The 17,398-nt window shown below is 69.6% G+C and carries 21 protein-coding genes; 18 read left to right on the forward strand and 3 right to left on the reverse strand.

All coding sequences use genetic code 11. From position 1 onward, the window contains the following. Positions 1-98 precede the first annotated feature (98 nt). The 7 genes from ACJ7VY_RS06250 (at position 99) to truD (ending at position 7,009) form a co-directional block, all read left to right on the forward strand. Entirely contained in the window at positions 99-1,763 is a 1,665-nt protein-coding gene (locus ACJ7VY_RS06250; RefSeq protein WP_409476582.1) for a CTP synthase, read from the forward strand. Positions 1,764-1,920: 157 nt separating this feature from the next. Further along, the gene (kdsA, locus tag ACJ7VY_RS06255) at positions 1,921-2,754 is read left to right on the forward strand and encodes a 3-deoxy-8-phosphooctulonate synthase (protein ID WP_409476583.1); all 834 of its coding nucleotides are present in this window, start codon (positions 1,921-1,923) and stop codon (positions 2,752-2,754) included. Positions 2,755-2,917: 163 nt separating this feature from the next. After that, positions 2,918-4,210, forward strand: coding sequence for a phosphopyruvate hydratase (gene eno, locus ACJ7VY_RS06260; RefSeq protein WP_161613163.1), 1,293 nt, complete (start codon positions 2,918-2,920; stop codon positions 4,208-4,210). A 5-nt stretch (positions 4,211-4,215) separates the two neighbouring features. Then, the gene (ftsB, locus tag ACJ7VY_RS06265) at positions 4,216-4,566 is read left to right on the forward strand and encodes a cell division protein FtsB (protein WP_104938534.1); all 351 of its coding nucleotides are present in this window, start codon (positions 4,216-4,218) and stop codon (positions 4,564-4,566) included. Continuing rightward, complete coding sequence (gene ispD, locus ACJ7VY_RS06270) at positions 4,563-5,258, forward strand: 2-C-methyl-D-erythritol 4-phosphate cytidylyltransferase (protein ID WP_409476584.1); 696 nt, start codon at positions 4,563-4,565, stop codon at positions 5,256-5,258. The genes ftsB and ispD overlap by 4 nt, the downstream gene beginning before the upstream one ends. A gap of 52 nt (positions 5,259-5,310) precedes the next feature. Beyond that, positions 5,311-5,808 carry a 2-C-methyl-D-erythritol 2,4-cyclodiphosphate synthase gene (gene ispF, locus ACJ7VY_RS06275; protein ID WP_240211463.1) on the forward strand — a complete coding sequence of 166 codons (498 nt, stop codon included), beginning with the start codon at positions 5,311-5,313 and terminating at the stop codon, positions 5,806-5,808. Between the two features lie 151 nt (positions 5,809-5,959). Next, positions 5,960-7,009, forward strand: coding sequence for a tRNA pseudouridine(13) synthase TruD (gene truD / locus ACJ7VY_RS06280; protein WP_409476585.1), 1,050 nt, complete (start codon positions 5,960-5,962; stop codon positions 7,007-7,009). A gap of 183 nt (positions 7,010-7,192) precedes the next feature. On the opposite strand, the gene ACJ7VY_RS06285 is transcribed toward truD, so the two are convergent. Next, positions 7,193-7,732, reverse strand: a complete 540-nt coding sequence (locus ACJ7VY_RS06285) for a Smr/MutS family protein (RefSeq protein ID WP_409476586.1) — start codon at positions 7,730-7,732, stop codon at positions 7,193-7,195. Between the two features lie 174 nt (positions 7,733-7,906). Here ACJ7VY_RS06285 and surE point away from each other — a divergent pair, with 174 nt between their 5' ends. The 5 genes from surE (at position 7,907) to ACJ7VY_RS06310 (ending at position 11,359) form a co-directional block, all read left to right on the forward strand. After that, on the forward strand, positions 7,907-8,686 hold the full coding sequence (gene surE / locus ACJ7VY_RS06290) for a 5'/3'-nucleotidase SurE (RefSeq protein WP_104938539.1): 780 nt from the start codon (positions 7,907-7,909) through the stop codon (positions 8,684-8,686). Further along, positions 8,683-9,357 carry a protein-L-isoaspartate(D-aspartate) O-methyltransferase gene (locus ACJ7VY_RS06295; RefSeq protein ID WP_240211460.1) on the forward strand — a complete coding sequence of 225 codons (675 nt, stop codon included), beginning with the start codon at positions 8,683-8,685 and terminating at the stop codon, positions 9,355-9,357. The genes surE and ACJ7VY_RS06295 overlap by 4 nt, the downstream gene beginning before the upstream one ends. Positions 9,358-9,375: 18 nt before the next feature. Then, positions 9,376-9,990 (forward strand): YqaA family protein, encoded by a 615-nt coding sequence (locus ACJ7VY_RS06300; protein WP_104938541.1) that lies wholly within the window; start codon positions 9,376-9,378, stop codon positions 9,988-9,990. Continuing rightward, on the forward strand, positions 9,969-10,772 hold the full coding sequence (locus ACJ7VY_RS06305) for a peptidoglycan DD-metalloendopeptidase family protein (protein WP_409476587.1): 804 nt from the start codon (positions 9,969-9,971) through the stop codon (positions 10,770-10,772). The genes ACJ7VY_RS06300 and ACJ7VY_RS06305 overlap by 22 nt, the downstream gene beginning before the upstream one ends. A 359-nt stretch (positions 10,773-11,131) precedes the next feature. After that, complete coding sequence (locus tag ACJ7VY_RS06310; protein ID WP_104938543.1) at positions 11,132-11,359, forward strand: hypothetical protein; 228 nt, start codon at positions 11,132-11,134, stop codon at positions 11,357-11,359. An 88-nt stretch (positions 11,360-11,447) separates the two neighbouring features. Here the strand turns inward: ACJ7VY_RS06310 and ACJ7VY_RS06315 are convergent, their stop codons facing one another. Together ACJ7VY_RS06315 and yhbY are read right to left on the reverse strand one after the other, a co-directional pair. After that, the gene (locus ACJ7VY_RS06315; RefSeq protein WP_104938544.1) at positions 11,448-11,819 is read right to left on the reverse strand and encodes an Mth938-like domain-containing protein; all 372 of its coding nucleotides are present in this window, start codon (positions 11,817-11,819) and stop codon (positions 11,448-11,450) included. Positions 11,820-11,836: 17 nt separating this feature from the next. Beyond that, positions 11,837-12,142 (reverse strand): ribosome assembly RNA-binding protein YhbY, encoded by a 306-nt coding sequence (gene yhbY / locus ACJ7VY_RS06320; RefSeq protein ID WP_056932407.1) that lies wholly within the window; start codon positions 12,140-12,142, stop codon positions 11,837-11,839. A gap of 64 nt (positions 12,143-12,206) precedes the next feature. On the opposite strand from yhbY, the gene rlmE reads away from it, so the two are divergent. From rlmE to hfq, 6 genes are all read left to right on the forward strand, one after another. Continuing rightward, positions 12,207-12,836, forward strand: coding sequence for a 23S rRNA (uridine(2552)-2'-O)-methyltransferase RlmE (gene rlmE, locus ACJ7VY_RS06325; protein WP_380609894.1), 630 nt, complete (start codon positions 12,207-12,209; stop codon positions 12,834-12,836). Between the two features lie 55 nt (positions 12,837-12,891). After that, complete coding sequence (gene ftsH, locus ACJ7VY_RS06330) at positions 12,892-14,814, forward strand: ATP-dependent zinc metalloprotease FtsH (protein WP_104938545.1); 1,923 nt, start codon at positions 12,892-12,894, stop codon at positions 14,812-14,814. Between the two features lie 177 nt (positions 14,815-14,991). After that, positions 14,992-15,171, forward strand: coding sequence for a hypothetical protein (locus ACJ7VY_RS06335; RefSeq protein ID WP_240211457.1), 180 nt, complete (start codon positions 14,992-14,994; stop codon positions 15,169-15,171). Then, the gene (folP, locus tag ACJ7VY_RS06340) at positions 15,171-16,067 is read left to right on the forward strand and encodes a dihydropteroate synthase (RefSeq protein WP_409476588.1); all 897 of its coding nucleotides are present in this window, start codon (positions 15,171-15,173) and stop codon (positions 16,065-16,067) included. Before ACJ7VY_RS06335 ends, folP begins: the two co-directional genes overlap by 1 nt. Continuing rightward, positions 16,067-17,020 carry a tRNA (adenosine(37)-N6)-dimethylallyltransferase MiaA gene (gene miaA, locus ACJ7VY_RS06345; protein WP_409476589.1) on the forward strand — a complete coding sequence of 318 codons (954 nt, stop codon included), beginning with the start codon at positions 16,067-16,069 and terminating at the stop codon, positions 17,018-17,020. Before folP ends, miaA begins: the two co-directional genes overlap by 1 nt. Positions 17,021-17,110: 90 nt before the next feature. Then, the gene (hfq, locus tag ACJ7VY_RS06350; protein ID WP_104940170.1) at positions 17,111-17,386 is read left to right on the forward strand and encodes an RNA chaperone Hfq; all 276 of its coding nucleotides are present in this window, start codon (positions 17,111-17,113) and stop codon (positions 17,384-17,386) included. The last annotated feature ends 12 nt before the right edge of the window (positions 17,387-17,398 follow it).

A 17,398-nucleotide genomic window follows, 5' to 3' on the forward strand; every position in this document is an offset into this window, starting at 1 on the left:
GCGCGTCGCGGGCAGGATTTTCCGCGGTCGCCGCATCCGGTGCTTGGGTGTTCGCGCGACAACCTTTAAACTAGGGCTTTCCGGGAGGCAAGTGAGCCATGACCCCCCTTATTTTCGTTACCGGCGGCGTGGTGTCCTCGCTTGGCAAGGGCATTGCCGCCGCGTCGCTGGCCTCGATCCTCGAGGCGCGTGGCCTGAAGGTCACGATGATGAAGCTGGATCCGTACATCAACGTCGATCCGGGCACCATGAGTCCCTTCCAGCACGGCGAGGTCTATGTCACCGATGACGGTGCCGAGACCGACCTGGACCTGGGCCACTACGAGCGCTTCGTCCATACCCGGCTGAGCCGCAAGAACTCGGTGACCACCGGGCGCATCTACGAGAACGTGATCCGCAAGGAGCGCCGCGGCGACTACCTCGGTGCGACCGTGCAGGTGATCCCGCACATCACCGACGAGATCCGCCGCTGCATCGACGAGGCCACCGAGGGCTACGACGTGGCGCTGGTGGAGATCGGCGGCACCGTCGGCGACATCGAGTCGCTGCCGTTCCTGGAGGCGATCCGCCAGGTGCGCACCGAGCGCGGCCCGGAGAAGGCGCTGTTCATGCACCTGACGCTGGTGCCGTACATCGGCGCCGCCGGCGAACTGAAGACCAAGCCTACCCAGCACTCGGTCAAGGAACTGCGTTCGATCGGCATCCAGCCCGACGTGCTGCTGTGCCGCTCCGAGCAGGCCATCCCGGATTCGGAGCGGCGCAAGATCTCGCTGTTCACCAACGTCTCCGAGCGCGCGGTGATCAGCGTGCCGGACGTGGACGTGCTGTACCGCGTGCCGATGGGGCTGCACGCGCAGGGCCTGGACGAGATCGTGGTCAACCAGCTCAAGCTTGCCGACAAGGCCGGCCCGGCCGACCTGTCCGAGTGGGAGGCGGTGCTGGATGCGGCCCTGCACCCGCTGGACGAGGTGACCATCGCCGTGGTCGGCAAGTACGTGGACCACCAGGACGCCTACAAGTCGGTCGGCGAGGCGCTCAAGCACGGCGGCCTGCGCCAGCGCACCCGGGTCAACCTCAAGTGGCTGGAAGCGCAGGACCTGGAAGAAGGCGGCATGGTCGCGCTCGAGGGCGTGGACGGCATCCTGGTGCCGGGCGGCTTCGGCGACCGCGGCTTCGAGGGCAAGGTGCTGACCTCCAGGTATGCCCGCGAGCACAAGCTGCCGTACTTCGGCATCTGCTACGGCATGCAGGCGGCGGTGGTCGACTATGCCCGCCACGTGGCCGGTCTGGACGGCGCCAACAGCACCGAGAACGACCGCCAGTCGCCGAACCCGGTGATCGGCCTGATCACCGAATGGCGCACCGCCAGCGGCGAGGTCGAGAAGCGCGACGAGAAGTCTGACCTGGGCGGCACCATGCGCCTGGGCCTGCAGGAGCAGCGGCTGAAGCCGGGCACGCTGGCGCGCGAGCTGTACGGCAAGGACGTGGTGGCCGAGCGCCACCGCCACCGCTACGAGTTCAACAACCGCTACCGCACCCAGCTGGAGGACGCCGGGCTGGTGATCTCCGGCAAGTCGATGGACGACACCCTGGTGGAAGTGGTGGAGCTGCCGCGCGACGTGCATCCGTGGTTCCTGGCCTGCCAGGCGCACCCGGAGTTCCTGTCCACGCCGCGCAGCGGGCACCCGCTGTTCATTGGTTTCATCCGCGCCGCGCGCGAGAAGAAGGCCGGCGGCAAGCTGTTGAAGGAAGCGCGGGCCTGACGCTCGTTTCCGCCTTCTCCCGCGGGGGAGGGGGCACCGTAGGGGCGGGCGGGAGGCCGGCGCAGGCCTGGATTCCCGGATCCGCAAGGGCCTGCCCACGGCCCCTCATCCAACCCCTTTCCCGTCGGGAGAGGGGCTACAAACACGAGGTAGTTGAATGAAGCTCTGCGGATTCGAAGTCGGCCTGGACCAGCCGCTGTTCCTGATCGCCGGCCCGTGCGTGATCGAGTCGATGCAGCTGCAGCTCGATACCGCCGGCAAGCTCAAGGAAATCACCGGCAAGCTGGGGATGAACTTCATCTTCAAGTCCAGCTTCGACAAGGCCAACCGCACCTCCGGCACCAGCTTCCGCGGCCCGGGGCTGGAAGAGGGCCTGAAGGTGCTGGCCGAGGTGAAGAAGCAGATCGGCGTGCCGGTGCTGACCGACGTGCACGAGTACACGCCGATGGACGAGGTGGCCTCGGTCGTCGACGTGCTGCAGACCCCGGCATTCCTGGTGCGGCAGACCGATTTCATCAGGAAGGTGTGCAGCGCCGGCAAGCCGGTGAACATCAAGAAGGGCCAGTTCCTGTCGCCGTGGGACATGAAGCCGGTGGTGGAAAAGGCGCGCTCCACCGGCAACAACGACATCATGGTCTGCGAGCGCGGCGCCAGCTTCGGCTACAACAACCTGGTCAGCGACATGCGCTCGCTGAGCGTGATGCGCGACACCGGCTGCCCGGTGGTGTTCGACGCCACCCATTCGGTGCAGCTGCCGGGCGGGCAGGGCAGCAGTTCCGGCGGACAGCGCGAGTTCGTGCCGGTGCTGGCGCGCGCGGCGGTGGCGGTGGGCGTGGCCGGGTTGTTCGCCGAGACCCATCCCGATCCGTCCAAGGCGCTGTCCGACGGCCCCAACGCGTGGCCGCTGGACAAGATGGAAGCGCTGCTGGAAACACTGCTGGCGCTGGATTCGATCACCAAGAAGCACGGGTTCCTCGAGTCCATCGTGTGAGGCGACGGATGGCCCGCTCGATGCGGGCCATCATCGTTTCAGGGCCTGCCGGCGTGCCTGCGTTTTCAGCCGCAAGCATCGCGCCGCGCCGGCCCCGGCTTCGTTTAAACTGCGGCCGGTTTCCCATTCCCAGACCTACCCAAACGAGTCCATCCCCCAGACCATGACCACTATCGCCAAGATCCACGCCCGTGAAATCCTCGACAGCCGTGGCAACCCCACGCTGGAAGCCGAAGTCACCCTGGCCGACGGCTCGTTCGGTCGTGCCGCCGTGCCCTCGGGTGCTTCGACCGGCACCAAGGAGGCGGTGGAACTGCGCGATGGCGACAAGACCCGCTACCTGGGCAAGGGCGTGCGCGATGCGGTGGCCAACGTCAACGGCCCGATCGCCGCGGCGCTGAAGGATTTCGATGCGCAGGACCAGGCCGGGCTGGACCGCCGCCTGATCGACCTGGACGGCACCGAGAACAAGGGCCGCCTGGGCGCCAACGCGCTGCTGGGCGTTTCCATGGCCGCCGCGCACGCCGCCGCCGCCTCCAACAAGCAGGCGCTGTGGCAGTACCTGGCCGGCAAGACCGGCGCCACGCCGTCGCTGCCGGTGCCGATGATGAACATCATCAACGGCGGCGCGCACGCCGACAACAACGTCGACTTCCAGGAGTTCATGGTGCTGCCGGTCGGCTTCACCTCGTTCGGTGAATCGCTGCGCGCCGGCACCGAGATCTTCCATGCGCTGAAGTCGGTGCTCAAGGGCCACGGCCTGAGCACGGCAGTGGGCGACGAAGGCGGCTTCGCGCCGGACTTCCGCAGCAACGTCGAGGCACTGGACACCATCCTGGAAGCCATCGGCAAGGCCGGCTACACCGCCGGCGAGGACATCCTGCTGGGCCTGGACGTGGCTTCCAGCGAGTTCTACGAGAACGGCAAGTACAACCTGGTCGGCGAGAACAAGCGCCTGACCTCCGAGCAGTTCGTCGATTTCCTGGCCGACTGGACCACGCAGTACCCGATCATCACCATCGAGGACGGCCTGGCCGAGAACGACTGGGCCGGCTGGAAGCTGCTGACCCAGCGCATCGGCGGCAAGGTGCAGCTGGTCGGCGACGACCTGTTCGTCACCAACCCGAAGATCTTCGCCGAGGGCATCGAGTCGGGCACCGCCAACGCCATCCTGATCAAGGTCAACCAGATCGGCACCCTGAGCGAGACCCTGGAGGCGATCGCCATGGCTGACAAGGCGCATTACGCGGCGATCGTCTCGCACCGCTCCGGCGAAACCGAGGACACCACCATCGCCGACATCGCCGTGGCCACCACCGCCACCCAGATCAAGACCGGCTCGCTGTGCCGCAGCGACCGCGTGGCCAAGTACAACCAGTTGCTGCGCATCGAGGAAGCCCTCGGTGGCAACGCGCGCTACGCCGGGCGTGACGCGTTCGTCTCGCTCAAGCGCTGACGCCGATGCGTGACTGGCGCTGGCTGCTGCTGGTGCTCGCGGTACTGCTGGCGCTGCTGCAGTACCGCTTCTGGTTCGGGCCGGGCAATTCGGGCGAGGTGATGATGCTCGAGGCCCAGGTCGCCAACCAGAAGCGCGACAACGAGGGCCTGCAGCAGCGCAACGATGCGCTCGCCGCCGAGGTCAAGGATCTCAAGGAAGGCGAGGCCGCCATCGAGGAGCGAGCACGCAGCGAGCTGGGCATGATCAAGCCCGGCGAGAAGTTCTACCGCGTGGTCGAGGACGCCCCGGTGGCGCGGCCGGGCGTGGCCCAGCCCGGCGCGCACGACGCCGCCACCCAGGAGGTCGTGCCATGACCACCCAGGTGTGGGCGGTGGTGCCGGCTGCCGGTCGCGGCACCCGCTTCGGTGGCCCGGTGCCCAAGCAGTACCTGCTCGCCGCCGGCGAACCGCTGCTCGCGCATACGCTGGCGGCGCTGCTGGCGCACCCCGGCGTGGCCGGGGTGATGGTGGCCATCGCCGAGCACGATGCCGACTGGCCGGGCTGGAATGACTTCGCCGGCAAGTCGGTGCTGACCTGCACCGGCGGCGATACCCGCGCTGCCTCGGTGCTGGCCGGGTTGCAGGCGCTGCCGGAAAGCGTGCGTGCCGACGACTTCGTGCTGGTGCACGACGCCGCGCGCCCGAACCTGCCGGCCGCCGACCTGGGCCGGCTGCTGGAGGTGGGGCGCGCCGATCCGGTCGGCGCGATCCTCGCTGCCCCGGTGCGCGACACCCTCAAGCGTGCCGGCGACGATGGCGGCATCGACCGCACCGAGCCGCGCGAGCGGTTGTGGCGCGCGCTCACGCCGCAGCTGTTCCGCCGCCACCAGTTGACCCGCGCGCTGCTGGAAGCGACCGGCGCCGGTGTCGAGGTGACCGACGAGGCCATGGCCATGGAGCGCCAGGGCGCGCGGCCGCTGCTGGTCGAAGGCGACGAGTGCAACTTCAAGGTCACCACCCCGGCCGACCTGGCCCGCTTCGAGTTCGAGCTGTCGCGGCGTGGCTGACGCCCGTCCGGCGCCGCCCGCGCGGGCCTGAACCACAACCTGATCCGACGCCATGAATCCTTCTGCTTTCCCCCCCATCCGCATCGGCCAGGGCTATGACGTGCACGCCTTCGGCGAAGGCGACCACGTCATGCTGGGCGGCGTGCGCGTGCCGCACCGTTGCGGGGTGCTCGCCCACAGCGACGGCGACGTGATCCTGCATGCCCTGTGCGACGCCATGCTGGGGGCACTGGCGCTGGGCGACATCGGCCAGCACTTCCCGCCCAGCGACGACCGCTGGAAGGGCGCGGACAGCAGTGATTTCGTGCGCCACTGCAACGGCCTGCTGCGCGCGCGCGGGTGGCAGGTGGGCAACACCGACATCACCGTGATCTGCGAGCGGCCCAAGGTCGGCCCGCATGCGACTGCGATGCGCGAAACGGTGGCGCAGCTGCTGGGCGTGGCGCCGGACCGGGTCAGCATCAAGGCCACCACCAGCGAGAAGCTGGGTTTTACCGGCCGCGAGGAAGGCATCGCCGCGCAGGCGGTGGTGCTGCTGCTTCCCGCATGATTCCCATTCCGCAGGCGTGTCGCCGGCCGCGACCGGGCGTCGCCCGGCGCTGCGCCGGCAGCAGCGCCGCCCTCCGCACGGGTTGCCCCGGCAGGCCCGCCATCACCGGCGCGCCCGCGGCGGGCAGGCCGGGCCATTGTTCAGGACCGACATGATGGATCTTCCCCTTGCCTATGGCGCCCCGGTATTGAGCGCGTCGATGCGCAGCGTGCCCGAGGACTTCCAGGTCGATGAACTGCCTGCCTTCGAGGCGAGCGGCGAGGGCGAGCACCTGTTGCTGGACATCCGCAAGCGCGGCGCCAACACCGTGGCCGTGGCCAGGCAGCTGGCGCAGTGGGCCGGGGTGCCGGAAATGGGCGTCAGCTACGCCGGGCAGAAGGACCGGCATGCGGTGACCACGCAGCGTTTCAGCGTGCACCTGCCCAGGCGGGTCGCGCCGGACCTGGCGCTGCTGGAATCGGACGAGGTGCATGTGCTCGCCTCCACCTGGCACAACCGCAAGCTGCAGCGCGGTGCGCTGGCCGGCAACCGCTTCACCCTGGTGCTGCGCGGGGTGCAGGGCGGGCGGGACGCGATCGAGCAGCGGCTGCAGGCCATCGCCACGCGCGGCCTGCCCAACTGGTTCGGCGAACAGCGCTTCGGTCGCGATGGTGGCAACGTGCCGGCGGCGCTGGCGATGTTCGGCGGCCGCCGGGTGCGCAAGGACCAGCGCTCCATGCTGCTGTCGGCGGCGCGCTCGGCCCTGTTCAACCGGGTGCTCACCGCGCGGGTGGAGCAGGGCAACTGGGACGCTGCGCTGGACGGCGAGGTGTGGATGCTCGACGGCAGTCGTTCGGTGTTCGGTCCCGAGCCGATGAGCGAGGCGCTGGCCGAACGCCTGGCGCGGTTCGACATCCACCCCAGCGGGCCGTTGTGGGGCGCGGGTGAGCTGCGCACCGCCGGTGCCGCGCTGGCCCTGGAGCAGGCCGCGCTGGCCGATGAGCAGGCGCTGGCGCTGCGCGCCGGCCTGGAGCAGGCCGGCCTCAAGCAGGAGCGCCGCGCGCTGCGGCTGCGGCCGGCGCTGATGCGCCATGCCTGGCTGCAGGACGACGTACTGGAGCTTGCCTTCGCGTTGCCGCCAGGGTGCTACGCCACCGCGGTGCTGCATGAACTGGGACCCGTGGCCGACGCCAGCCGCGCCGATACCGTCGCCCCCGCGTAAGCCGGAGGTTCTCCGCGTGGCGCCTCCCGGCGTGCGGGGCGGCGCGCGCGCAGCCGCTACGCGCGCCCGCGGAAGGAGAAGGGGCCGTGGCGCATCGCCTGGCGGGAGGCGGACGCATTGCGCCTGGCGGCCGCGCCGCGACTGCCGCCGGCGCGCGATGGATCGCTGGCGGGCTGGCGCCGCTCAGCGCCGCGCCAGCAGCACCAGCACCGCGCCGGTGCCGCCCTGCGCCGGCGGCGCGGAGTGGAACGCGAGCACGTCGTTGCGCTGGCGCAGCAGACGGTCCACCAGGTTCTTGAGTACCGGCGCGCCGCCATCGGACTGCAGGCCCTTGCCGTGGATGATGCGCACGCAGCCGTGGTCGTGCGCGTGCGCCTCCAGCAGGAACTCGCGCAGCAGGTGCTCGGCCTGGGCGACGCTGGCGCCGTGCAGGTCCAGTTCGTCCTGCACCGAGTACTGGCCGCGCCTGAGCCGCTGGAACATGCGCGCCGGCAGGGTGTCGCGGCGGTAGCTGGCCACGTCGCCGGCTTCCAATGGCGCGGTGGAATGCAGCAGCCGGGCGAACTCGCCCAGCGCCTGGGCCTCGTCCTGCTCGGCCATGCGCGCGCGCGGCTTCGGCCGTGGCCGGCTGATCGCCGGCGCATCCACCTTGCGCAGTGGCGTTACCTCGCCGATCGCCGAGCGGAACAGGGCGCCGTCGTCTTCGTCTTCTGGGTGCGACATGTGCATAGCGTAACGGCTGCGGCAATGGGGAGAGCGTCACGGGAAGGCGGTGGGCGCATTCCGGTATCATGCCGGATCGGGCCATGCCGGCCGGCGTGCAGCACGCCGGCGGGGATGGCGGTAGACGGCGGGGCTGCGGGAGCGCCGTCATGGATTCAGCGATTCAGGTCTTCAATGCGCGTACTTGTAAGCAACGACGACGGCGTGGACGCCCCCGGCATCAGGATGCTCGCCGAGGAGCTGCGCAATGCCGGCCACGAGGTCACCGTGGTGGCGCCGGACCGCGACCGCTCCGGCGCCAGCAATTCCCTTACCCTGGACCAGCCGGTGCGGCTGCGCCGGATCGACCACTACACCTGCGCGGTCAGCGGAACGCCGACCGACTGCGTGCACCTGGCGCTGACCGGCATGCTGGAACACGAGCCGGACATCGTGGTCTCGGGCATCAACAACGCCGCCAACCTCGGCGACGACGTGATCTATTCCGGGACCGTGTCCGCGGCGATGGAAGGGCGCTTCCTCGGCCTGCCGTCGGTGGCGGTGTCGCTGGTGACCCAGCGCCACGAGGCGAGGAATTTCCTCAGCGCCGCGCGCGCGGCCATCGAGATCGTGGCGCGGCTGAAGGCCGACCCGCTGCCCGCCGACACCATCCTCAATGTCAACGTGCCGGACCTGCCGTGGGACGAGATCCGCGGGTTCGAGGTCACCCGGCTGGGCAACCGCCACCGCGCCGAGGCCTGCATCCCGGCCACCGATCCGCGCGGCAATACCGTGTACTGGATAGGTCCGGCCGGTTCCGAGCAGGATGCCGGCCCCGGTACCGATTTCCATGCGGTGCGCACCGGCCATATCTCGATCACCCCGATCCAGGTCGACCTGACCCGCTACGAGGCGCTGGAAAAGGTGGCCAGCTGGGTGGGCGGGTTGTCGGCGACGCTGGAGCGCCCGGCATGACGCCACGCCTGCGCCTGTCCCCGGAGGCGGTCGGCAGCGGCATGACCTCGCAGCGGGTGCGCGACCGCCTGGTCGATCGCCTGCGCGAGGTGGGCATCGGCGACGAACGCGTGCTCAACGCGGTGCGGGTGGTGCCGCGGCACCTGTTCATCGACGAGGCGCTGGCCTCGCGCGCCTACGAGGACACCGCATTGCCGATCGGCCACGGCCAGACCATCTCCCAGCCCTGGGTGGTGGCGCGCATGACCGAGGCGGTGCTGCAGGTGGCGCCCAGGACGGTACTGGAAGTGGGTACCGGCTCGGGTTACCAGGCGGCGATCCTGGCCGCGGTCGGGCTGGAGGTGTTCACCGTCGAGCGGATCGGCGACCTGCTGCGCCAGGCCCGCAAGCGCCTGCGCCAACTGGGCATGAACGTCCGCAGCAAGCATGACGACGGCCGCATCGGCTGGCCCGAGCACGGCCCCTACGACGCCATCGTCGTCACCGCCGCGGCACCGGCGCTGGTGGACGCATTGATCGAACAGCTGGCCGTGGGTGGCCGCCTGGTGGCGCCGGTCGGCGGCCCCGGCGGGCAGGTGCTGCTGCAACTTACCCGCCAGGCGGACGGCATCGTGCAGGAGGAACTGGCGCCGGTCAGCTTCGTGCCGTTGCTCTCGGGCCTGCTGGACTGACACGGGAAACCCGCGACGATGAAGATATTCGGGCCGCTGTACGACCGCGCGCTGTACTGGGCCAGCCACAAGCGCGCGCCCACCTACCTGACCGTGCTGAGCTTCATCGAGGCCATCATTTTCCCGGTGATGCCGGAAGTGATGCTGATGCCGATGTGCGTGGCGCAGCCGCGCAAGGGCTGGCGCTTCGCCACCCTGAGCCTGGCCGGCTCGATGGTCGGGGCGATGGTCGGCTATGCGCTGGGCCACTATGCGTTCGAGGCGATCAAGCCGCTGTTCGCCGCGCTGGGCATGCTGCCGGCCATCGAGTCGGGCATCGCCACGCTGCAGGCGAAGATGGTCGAATCGCCGTGGGCGGTGTTCACCTTCCTGGTGCTGGGCGGCTTCATGCCGATCCCGATGAAGGTGTTCACCTGGGCGTCCGGTATCGTCGGGGTGCCGCTGCCACAGTACGTGTTGAGCATGCTGGTCGGGCGCGGCAAGCGCGTATACGTGCTGGCGGCGGTGATCCGCTTCGGCGGCGCGCGCGCGGCCGATGCGCTGCGGCGCTGGATCGAACCGCTGGGCTGGATCGCGACCGCGCTGGTCGCCGGCCTGGTGGGCTGGCTGGTATGGAGGGCGAAATTCGCATGAATGCAGAGGTAGGGATCAAGGGCGCTTCCAGGGCGGTCGCCGGCATGGCGGTACTGCTGCTGGTGGCGATGGCGGCGGGCTGCGGTACCGCCACGGTGGTCAAGCCTTCCGGCAGCAGCGCGTCCCGGGCCGCGGCCACGCCGCGCACATCCGTGCCCAAGCCGGGCCAGACCGCGGTGGTGCGCCGGGGCGACACGCTGTACGCGCTGGCGCGCATCCACAACATCACCCCGGGCGACCTGGCGGCGTGGAATGGCCTGTCCAATCCCAACGCGATCTACCCGGGGCAGACGCTGCGGTTGTATCCGGGCGGCGCCACCGCCACGCGCCCGGCGGCCGGCAGCGGCAGTGCGACTGCCACGCGGCCATCGGCGCCGCCGCCCGCGGCGACGCCGGCGCCGGCCAACAGCGGCATCGGCTGGCGCTGGCCGGCCGACGGCGTGCTGGTCGGCCGCTTCGTCGCCGGCGAGACCACCAAGCAGGGCATCGACATCGCCGGCAGCAGCGGCCAGCCGGTACGCGCGGCCGGCCCGGGCGTGGTGGTCTATTCCGGTGCCGGCCTGGTCGGCTACGGCGAGCTGATCATCATCAAGCACAACGAGCAGTGGCTGTCGGCCTACGGCCACAACCGCAAGCGCCTGGTCAACGAGGGGCAGAACGTCAAGGCCGGCGACCAGATCGCGGAAATGGGCCGCACCGGCACCTCGCGCGACATGCTGCACTTCGAGATCCGCTACAACGGCAAGCCGGTGGATCCGCTGCAGTACCTGCCGCAGAAGTAGCCGGCCGAATGCGGGTTGCCGCAGGCGGCTCCATGACGGCACGCGGAGGAACCGGGGTGCGTTGGCCGGCGGCATGAAGCACCCGTGTTCCGCCCTGCTTCCGTTGCATGTCGTGCTGGCGGCGTTCGACCCGCGCCGTCAGCGGTGGCAGGATGCGTGGCCGGCGCCGCGCTGCGCACTGTTGACGCTTTGGCCGGGGCAGGCCCGCTCCTGTCCGGGCTGTTGCAGCGCAGGGCGCGGCATCCGGCCGAAACGCCGCCTGCCGCCGGTGTCAGGGCGGATTCCGCGGCCAGCGGCCCCGGGCCGCGCCGCGGTCAGGGATATTTGCGTCGGTCGGGTGCCGGGTGATGGAGAAGCGCATGGGCAAATCGCGTTACTGGTTCGCCGCCAAGGAGCATGGATGGGGCTGGGGCTGGCCGCTGGCGTGGCAGGGATGGCTCGCCTATGCCAGTGCGGCCGCGCTGCTGGTGGCCGGTTTCGTGATCTTTCCGCCGGCCGCTGCTCCGGCCCGCTTCGTCGCCTGCAATGCGGGCGTGGTCGTGGCGCTGTTGTTCGTCTGCTGGCTCAAGGGCGAGCCATTGCGCTGAACGCCGGCCTGTAGATGCGGGGCTTGCCCCGCATGAGAAAACAGGAAGGTGCGTACGCGAGCAGTCCCAGGCCGCGTGACGCCAGGCGTCACTCCAGGATGAAGGCCGCGACCACGCGGCGGTTTTCGCCGGCCAGCACGTTGAAGGTACGCGCGGCCGAGGCGTTGTTCATCACTTCGATGCCGATGCCGCGGGTCAGGCAGGCGGCCATGACCTCCACCGGCGGAAACACCTGGCGCTCGCCCGTGCCGAGGATGAACACGGCCGGGTTCTGTTCCAGCGCGGGCGCCAGGTCGGCCACGCTCAGCTGGCCGACCGCGCTCACCGCCCAGTCTTCGATCAGGCGGTCGGGGGACAGGATGAAGCTGCGTGCCAGCGTCTGGTCGTTGACCCGGGCCTGGCGGCCGTCGGCCGAGCGCAGGGCATAGATGTAGTCGGGCAGTTCGCGGCTCAGTTGCATCTTGGCTTCTCGGCGGGTCAGCCGCGGGGCAGCACGATCTGGCGCTTTTCCCGGGCCGGGCGGTACAGGACGGCGACATGGCCGATGCGCTGGACCAGCGCGCCGCCGCTGGCCTGGACCAGCTCGGCGACCATCGCCTCGCGCGCCTCGCGGTCCTCGGCGGCGATCTTCACCTTGATCAGTTCATGGCGTTCCAGCACCTCGTCCAGTTCCGCCAGGAAGGCGGGGGTGACCCCCTTGCCGCCGATCTGCAGCAGTGCTTTCAGATCGTGGGCCATGCCGCGCAGGAATCGGTTCTGGGCCGGGGTGAGAACGATGGACATGCAGTGATTACGGGTTATCAAGGGGGTTCAGGGTATCATGACCACCCCTACAGGCCGCATTCCGATGTCCCGCAGCAAGAGCAGTCAACGCTGGTTGAAGGAGCATTTCTCCGACCCCTTCGTTAAGAAGGCGCAGGCCGAGGGCATGCGCTCGCGCGCCGCCTACAAGCTGGAGGAGCTGCTCCAGCGCGACCGGCTGCTGAAGCCGAACATGGTGGTGGTCGACCTCGGCGCCGCGCCGGGCGGCTGGTCGCAGCAGGTGCGGAGACAGCTGGGCGACAGCGGCCGCGTACTGGCGCTGGACATCCTGGAGATGCCGCCGCTGGCCGGCGTGGAGTTCCTTCATGGTGACTTCAGGGAAGAAACCGTCCTATCCCAGTTCGAGGCCATGCTTGGCGGCCAGCCAGTAGACCTTGTCCTGTCGGATATGGCCCCCAATAAGAGTGGCATGGATGCGGTGGACCAGCCGCGGATGATGCACCTGGCGGAGCTGGCGATGGATTTCGCCGATCACCATCTCAAGCCGGGTGGGGCGTTCCTGATCAAGCTGTTCCAGGGCGTCGGCTTTGACGACTACGTGCGGGAAATGCGCCGCCGTTACGACAAGGTCGTGATCCGCAAGCCGGAAGCCTCGCGCAAGCGCTCGCCCGAGGTCTATGCGCTCGGGCAGGGCAAGCGCACGCAGATCAAGTAAGCTCGACACCATACGAATCGCGTCAGAAATTAGAGGAACACCGGAGCCGATGAGGATGAACGACCTGACCAAGAACCTCCTGCTATGGGTGGTTGTCGCCGTCGTGCTGATGGTGGTGTTCCAGAGCTTCGCCCCGCGCGGCGGCACGCCCGTGGCCAGCGATGCCAGCAACTACACCCAGTTCCTGCAGGAAGTGGACGCGGGCCGGATCAAGTCGGTGGAGTTCACCGACGACACCACCCTGACCACCAATGCCATCCGCTTCAAGCGCAGCGACGGCAGCGAGGGTTCGCTGTACGCGCCGCGCGACGAGAAGCTGATCGACCAGCTCTACACCAAGAAGGTCGACATCGTGCGCATGAAGCCGGCCAGCGGCCCGAGCTTCTGGTCGATCCTGCTGCAGTTCCTGCCGGTGCTGCTGCTGATCGGCTTCTGGATCTTCATGATGCGGCAGATGCAGGGCGGTGGCGGCGGCGCCAAGGGCGCGATGTCCTTCGGCAAGTCGCGCGCCAAGCTGCAGGGCGAGGACCAGATCAAGGTGACCTTCGCCGACGTGGCCGGTTGCGACGAGGCCAAGGAAGAGGTCGGCGAACTGGTCGACTTCCTGCGTGACCCGTCCAAGTTCACCAAACTCGGCGGCAAGATCCCGCGCGGCGTGCTGATGGTCGGCCCGCCCGGCACCGGCAAGACCCTGCTGGCGCGCGCCATCGCCGGCGAGGCCAAGGTGCCGTTCTTCAGCATTTCCGGCTCGGACTTCGTCGAGATGTTCGTCGGCGTCGGCGCCAGCCGCGTGCGCGACATGTTCGAGCAGGCCAAGAAGCATGCCCCGTGCATCATCTTCATCGACGAGATCGACGCGGTCGGCCGCCATCGTGGCTCCGGCATGGGCGGTGGCCATGACGAGCGCGAGCAGACCCTGAACCAGATGCTGGTCGAGATGGACGGCTTCGAGGGCGGCGAGGGCGTGATCGTGATCGCCGCCACCAACCGCCCGGACGTGCTCGACAAAGCGCTGCTGCGCCCGGGCCGCTTCGACCGCCAGGTCATGGTCGGCCTGCCCGACATCAAGGGCCGCGAGCAGATCCTGCGCGTGCACCTGCGCAAGGTGCCGGCCGCCGACGACGTCAAGCCGGAAGTGCTGGCGCGCGGCACCCCGGGCTTCTCCGGCGCCGACCTGGCCAACCTGGTCAACGAGGGCGCCCTGTTCGCCGCGCGCCGCGGCAAGCAGGAAGTGAGCATGCAGGACTTCGAGGACGCCAAGGACAAGATCTACATGGGTCCGGAGCGCCGCAGCATGGTCATGCGCGAGGACGAGCGCCGCAACACCGCCTACCACGAGTCGGGCCACGCGGTGGTCGCCATGTCGCTGCCCAAGGCCGACCCGGTGCACAAGGTCACCATCATGCCGCGCGGCTGGGCGCTGGGCGTGACCTGGCAGCTGCCCGAGCACGACCACATCAGCAAGTACAAGGACCGCATGCTGGAAGAGCTGGCGATCCTGTTCGGCGGCCGCATCGCCGAGGAGATCTTCGTCGGCGAGATGTCCACCGGCGCCTCCAACGACTTCGAGCGCGCCACCAAGCTGGCCCGTGGCATGGTCACCAAGTACGGCATGTCCGACGTGCTCGGCACCATGGTCTATGCCGACGAGGAAGCCGGCTACGGCATGCACAGCAAGACCATTTCCGAGGCCACCCAGCAGAAGGTGGACGCGGAAATCCGCCGCATCCTCGACGAGCAGTACAACGTGGCGCGCCGCATCCTGGAAGAGAAGCGCGACATCGTCGAAGCGATGACCGCGGCGCTGCTGGACTGGGAAACCATCGACGCCGAGCAGGTCAAGGCGATCATGGAAGGCCGCAAGCCTTCGCCGCCGGCCGGCTGGGTGGACAAGGGCAAGAGCGACCCGTCCGACGGCGACAAGGGCGGCGACGAGCGCCCGGTGGCGCCGATCACCGACCCGGCCGGCCAGCACTGAGCCACCGCCGTTGCCATGCACGCACGACGGGCCGGGTTTTCCCGGCCCGTTGCTTTTATGCCCGGCCTGGCGCGGGTGTACCGCGGCCCCCCGCCCTGGGGGCGCATCGGTCGCTGCCACGGCCGGTCGGATGACGACCGGGGTATTTTCCTCCCATCCTCCGCTACCCTTCGCAGCATGAACGAACCTTCTCCCAAGACGTCCACCCACATCCCGGAAATGGTGATCGCCACCGTGGCCGGCGTCGCCTTCGGGGTGAAGACCGGCCATTACCTGGCGGGCATCTTCATCGGCATCGTGCTGGGCGTGGCGCTCAGCGTGCTCGGCAGCGTGGTCCGGGCCAGGAGCCGGCGCTGATGTTCGATATCGCACCTGTGCTGGATTGTGCCGGGCGGCCGCTGCGGCTGGACCGTCCGCGGGTGATGGGCATTGTCAACGTCACCCCGGATTCGTTCTCCGACGGCGGCCGGCATTTCAGTGCCGAGGCGGCCGTCGCCCACGCGCTGGCGCTGGTCGAGCAGGGCGCGGATGTCCTCGACATCGGCGGCGAGTCCACCCGGCCCGGCGCCGAACAGGTGTCGGCGCAGCAGGAGATCGAGCGCGTGGTGCCGGTGATCGAGGCACTGGTGGCGCGCACGCCCGTGCCGGTCAGCGTCGATACCTTCAAGCCCGACGTGATGCGCGCGGCGCTGGCGGCCGGCGCCGGCATGGTCAACGACGTGCAGGCGCTGCGCCAGCCGGGCGCGCTGGAAGCGGTGGCCGACGCGGGCGCGGCGGTGGTGCTGATGCATGCGGTGGGCGGCCCGTACGATGCCGGGGTGGCATGGGCCAGCGACGATGTCGCCGGCGACGTGCAGCGTTTCCTGGCCGAGCGGCTGTTCGCCGCGGAGATGGCCGGCATCGCCCGCAACCGGCTGGTGGTTGATCCCGGGTACGGCTTCAACAAGGACACCACGCAGAATTTCGCACTGCTGGCCGCGCAGGAAAAACTTCTGGCGCTGGGCGTGCCGTTGCTGGCCGGGCTGTCGCGCAAGCGCTGCATCGGCGACGTCACCGGCCGCGCCGTCGCCGCCGAACGCGTGGCCGGCTCGGTCGCCGCGCACCTGCTGGCGGTGCAGCGCGGTGCGCGCCTCGTGCGCGTGCACGATGTCGCGGCCACGGTCGACGCGCTCAAGGTACTGGCCGCGCTCGATGCGGTACCGGCCGGGCGCAGCGAGCGTGCGCCGCCGCCGCGCTGGCCGGACGAGGACTGATGGCGGTCGACACGCGGCCGCTGGCGATCGCGCTGATGGGCCCCACCGCGTCGGGCAAGACCGCCGCGGCGATCGAACTGGCCCGGCGCCACGGTGGCGAGATCGTCAGCGTCGATTCGGCGCTGGTGTACCGCGGCCTGGAGATCGGCGCGGCCAAGCCCGACCAGGCCGAGCGTGCCGGCATTCCCCATCACCTGCTGGACCTGCGCGACCCCTGGCAGAGCTACTCGGCGGCCGAGTTCGCCGCCGATGCCGCCGCCGCGGTACGCGACATCGTCGCGCGCGGCCGGCTGCCGATCCTGGCCGGCGGCACCGGGCTGTACTTCCGGGCGCTGCTGCAGGGGTTGTCGCCGATGCCCGAAGCCGACCCGGCGCTGCGCGCGCAGATCGCCGCCGACGCCGACGCCCTGGGCTGGCCGGCGCTGCATGCGCAGCTGGCCCGGGTCGATCCGGCCGCGGCCCGGCGCATCCACGCGACCGACCCGCAGCGCATCCAGCGTGCGCTGGAGGTGTACCGGCTCACCGGCAAGCCGATCAGCCACTGGCAGGCACAGCCCGGTGTGGCCCGGCTGCCGGCGCGCGTGCTCAAGCTGGTGCTGGCACCGGCCGAGCGTGCGCTGCTGCACGCCCGCATCGAGCGCCGCTTCGACCTGATGCTCGCGGCCGGTTTCCTCGACGAGGTGCGGCGCCTGCGCGCGTTGCCGCAGATGGCCGGGGTGGCGGCGCCGTTCGACCTGCCGGCGATCCGCGCGGTGGGTTACCGCCAGGCCTGGCAGTTCCTGGACGGGCAGGACACGGCCGCCGGCTTCCGCGACAAGGCGATCTTCGCCACCCGCCAGCTGGCCAAGCGCCAGCTGACCTGGCTGCGCGGCGAACTGGATGCGCGCTGGTTCGATCCGGCCACCGACGACGGCCGCCTGCAGGGCGCGGTTTCCCTGTTTTTGGGGCGATGAAGCGCGCCGGGCGGTGTAACATCCCGGTTCCGGGCAGGCAGGGGAAGCCGCATGGCCCGGGTCGATAAGAACAATAATGAGGAGTTGAAGATGTCCAAGGGGCAATCCTTGCAGGACCCGTTCCTGAACGCACTGCGCCGCGAGCGCGTGCCGGTTTCGGTCTACCTGGTCAATGGCATCAAGCTGCAGGGCACGATCGAGTCGTTCGACCAGTTCGTGGTGCTGCTGCGCAATACGGTCAGCCAGATGGTCTACAAGCACGCCATTTCCACCGTGGTGCCGGCGCGCAACGTGCGCGTGGGGCCGGGCGGCGGCTACGTGCAATCGGCCGACAGCAGTCAGGCAGGCGATGACGACAACGAATAAGCAGGACGTGGC

The organism is Stenotrophomonas sp. Y-13 (genome assembly GCF_046267925.1).
Classification (GTDB): Bacteria; Pseudomonadota; Gammaproteobacteria; order Xanthomonadales; family Xanthomonadaceae; genus Stenotrophomonas; species Stenotrophomonas acidaminiphila_A.

Coding starts and splice junctions, on each gene's coding strand:
- ACJ7VY_RS06250 (WP_409476582.1), top strand. CDS start 99: ATGACCCCCCTTATTTTCGTTACCGGCGGCGTGGTGTCCTCGCTTGGC.
- kdsA (WP_409476583.1), top strand. CDS start 1,921: ATGAAGCTCTGCGGATTCGAAGTCGGCCTGGACCAGCCGCTGTTCCTG.
- eno (WP_161613163.1), top strand. CDS start 2,918: ATGACCACTATCGCCAAGATCCACGCCCGTGAAATCCTCGACAGCCGT.
- ftsB (WP_104938534.1), top strand. CDS start 4,216: ATGCGTGACTGGCGCTGGCTGCTGCTGGTGCTCGCGGTACTGCTGGCG.
- ispD (WP_409476584.1), top strand. CDS start 4,563: ATGACCACCCAGGTGTGGGCGGTGGTGCCGGCTGCCGGTCGCGGCACC.
- ispF (WP_240211463.1), top strand. CDS start 5,311: ATGAATCCTTCTGCTTTCCCCCCCATCCGCATCGGCCAGGGCTATGAC.
- truD (WP_409476585.1), top strand. CDS start 5,960: ATGATGGATCTTCCCCTTGCCTATGGCGCCCCGGTATTGAGCGCGTCG.
- ACJ7VY_RS06285 (WP_409476586.1), bottom strand. CDS start 7,732: ATGTCGCACCCAGAAGACGAAGACGACGGCGCCCTGTTCCGCTCGGCG.
- surE (WP_104938539.1), top strand. CDS start 7,907: ATGCGCGTACTTGTAAGCAACGACGACGGCGTGGACGCCCCCGGCATC.
- ACJ7VY_RS06295 (WP_240211460.1), top strand. CDS start 8,683: ATGACGCCACGCCTGCGCCTGTCCCCGGAGGCGGTCGGCAGCGGCATG.
- ACJ7VY_RS06300 (WP_104938541.1), top strand. CDS start 9,376: ATGAAGATATTCGGGCCGCTGTACGACCGCGCGCTGTACTGGGCCAGC.
- ACJ7VY_RS06305 (WP_409476587.1), top strand. CDS start 9,969: ATGGAGGGCGAAATTCGCATGAATGCAGAGGTAGGGATCAAGGGCGCT.
- ACJ7VY_RS06310 (WP_104938543.1), top strand. CDS start 11,132: ATGGGCAAATCGCGTTACTGGTTCGCCGCCAAGGAGCATGGATGGGGC.
- ACJ7VY_RS06315 (WP_104938544.1), bottom strand. CDS start 11,819: ATGCAACTGAGCCGCGAACTGCCCGACTACATCTATGCCCTGCGCTCG.
- yhbY (WP_056932407.1), bottom strand. CDS start 12,142: ATGTCCATCGTTCTCACCCCGGCCCAGAACCGATTCCTGCGCGGCATG.
- rlmE (WP_380609894.1), top strand. CDS start 12,207: ATGTCCCGCAGCAAGAGCAGTCAACGCTGGTTGAAGGAGCATTTCTCC.
- ftsH (WP_104938545.1), top strand. CDS start 12,892: ATGAACGACCTGACCAAGAACCTCCTGCTATGGGTGGTTGTCGCCGTC.
- ACJ7VY_RS06335 (WP_240211457.1), top strand. CDS start 14,992: ATGAACGAACCTTCTCCCAAGACGTCCACCCACATCCCGGAAATGGTG.
- folP (WP_409476588.1), top strand. CDS start 15,171: ATGTTCGATATCGCACCTGTGCTGGATTGTGCCGGGCGGCCGCTGCGG.
- miaA (WP_409476589.1), top strand. CDS start 16,067: ATGGCGGTCGACACGCGGCCGCTGGCGATCGCGCTGATGGGCCCCACC.
- hfq (WP_104940170.1), top strand. CDS start 17,111: ATGTCCAAGGGGCAATCCTTGCAGGACCCGTTCCTGAACGCACTGCGC.